At 74.8% G+C, this 2,051-nt stretch carries 1 protein-coding gene; it reads right to left on the bottom strand.

Annotated features, from left to right (window positions below; translation table 11 throughout):
* A partial coding sequence (locus A7A76_RS22010; RefSeq protein WP_206413318.1) for a UvrD-helicase domain-containing protein occupies positions 1-2,051 on the bottom strand: 2,051 nt, incomplete at both ends.

Below are 2,051 nucleotides of genomic sequence, written 5' to 3'. Positions count from 1 at the left end.
ACCGGCGGCAGCGGCGCAGGCGGCGGGCCGACCGCGCTGGCGTCGATGGCGACGCCGGGCTCGCGCGCCAGGGCGTCGAGGTCGGCCAGCATCGGTTGCAGCGGCGACAAGGCCGCGTGGTACAGCGGGCCGGTCGCGATCCACAGCGCGTGGCGGGCGCGGGTCAGGCCGACGTAGAGCAGGCGCGCGTCCTCGGCGCGGGTTTCCAGCGCGGCGCGTTCGCGCGCCGCGTCCCAGTCCGGCGCGTTCGGGTCGAACGCTTCGCTCTGCAACTGCAGCACCCGGCCGTGTTCGGGATCGGGATACTCGCACCAGCGGCCCGCGCGCGGCTCGCGGCCCAGCGCCACGAACGGCAGGAACACCAGGCCGAACTCCAGGCCCTTGCTCTTGTGCAGGGTCAGGATCTGCACCCGGTGCGCGTCCGATTCCAAGCGCAGCTGCTGCTTCTCGTCGCCGTCGTCGGCCTCGGCGATGCGCAGCCGCAGCCAATCGCGCAGGCCGTGCAGGCCGAGCGCACGGCGGTCGGCTTCCTGCAGGGTTTCGGCCAGTTGCAGCAGATTGGTCAGGCGGCGCTCGCCGTCGCTCAGCGCCAGCAGCCGCGGCGCCTGCTGCGCGCACAGCTCGGCCAGCAGCGCGAGCGGGCCGTGGCGCTGCCAGCGCTCGCGCCAGTGCAGCGCCTGCGCCTGCCAGCGCGCCTGCTCGGCTTCGTCGGCGGCCAGCCGCGCGACCTGCGCGCCGTCCAGACCGACCAGCACCGTCGCCAGCGCCGCGCGCAGGCGACCGCTGTCGCCGGGGTGCAGCAACGCGTCGAACAGGGTCAGCACCTCCAGCGCCTGTTCGGTCGCGAACAGGCTGCGGCGGCCGGCGGCCACCGCGGCAATGCCGGCGGCGCCGAGCGCGTGCTGGATCTGCGCGGCCTCCTCGTGGCTGCGCACCAGCACGGCGATGTCGGCCGGACGCAGCGGCCGGCCCTGGATCGTCGCCCGCCCGGCGCGCGCGTCGGCGAGCCAGCCGTGGATCGCGGCGATGCAGGCACGCGCGGCCAGCTCGCGCGATTCGGGCGAACTCCATTCGGCTTTCTTGCGGCCGTCCGCGGGCGGCGGCAGCGCGCGCAGCAGCAAGGCCGGCGCGATGGCGCCGTCGCGCTGCAAGTCGTCGTCGGCGACCGCGCCGCCGGCTTCGACTTCGCGGAAACGGATGCGCGGATCGACGAACGCGGCCGCGCCGGCCTGCGCGTACAGCGCGGCGATCGCGCGCAGCAGCGAGGGGCGCGAGCGGAAGTTGTGGTCCAGCGGCGGCGCCGCCTGCGCCTGCGCGGCGGCGGCCAGGTAGGTGTGCACATCGCCGCCGCGGAAGCCGTAGATCGCCTGCTTGGGATCGCCGATCAGGAACAGGCCGGCCGGTTGCGTCGCTTCGTCGTCCATCGCCGCCTCGCCGAACACGCGGCGGAAGATCGCCCACTGGCGCGGATCGGTGTCCTGGAACTCGTCGACCAAGGCCACCGCGTACTGCTCGCGCAAACGCCGCGCCAACGCCTCGCCGTGCGGGCCTTCCAGCGCGGTCGCGACATCGGCGATCAGGTCGTCGAAGCTCTGCACGCGACGCACGCGCTTGAGTTCGGCCAGGCGCTGCGCCGCCGCCGCCCGGATGCGATGGGCCAAGGCCAGCCGTTGCCCGGCCAGCCATAGCTCGCGCTGCTGCGCGACGTCGAGAAAGCGCGCCACCGCATCGAACAAGGGCGAGGCCGGCAGCTGCGCTTCCTTGCCCTTGTTGGCCTTGGACGCGAGCGCGGCCGGCGCGAGCTTGGCCGCGCGTTCGTCCAGCGGCTGCGACCAGTCGCCGTTGGCGCACCACGCTTGCAACTGCGCGCGCAGTTCGTCGGGCAGATGGGCGCGGTAGCTGTTGCCGTTGAGCGCCTTGCCGGCGATCGCCGCGGCCAGCGCGGCGAAGGCGTCGTCGGCGTGCGCGGCGAACGCGTCGCGCAACGCGGCGCCGGCGCGGTCGAGTTCGGCCAGCGGGTCGTCGCTCGCGGCCGGAGCGGCCGGCAGCAG

This window comes from Lysobacter enzymogenes, from assembly GCF_017168095.1.
Classification (GTDB): domain Bacteria; phylum Pseudomonadota; class Gammaproteobacteria; order Xanthomonadales; family Xanthomonadaceae; genus Lysobacter; species Lysobacter enzymogenes_D.
This window is presented reverse-complemented; position numbering and strand designations above follow the sequence as displayed.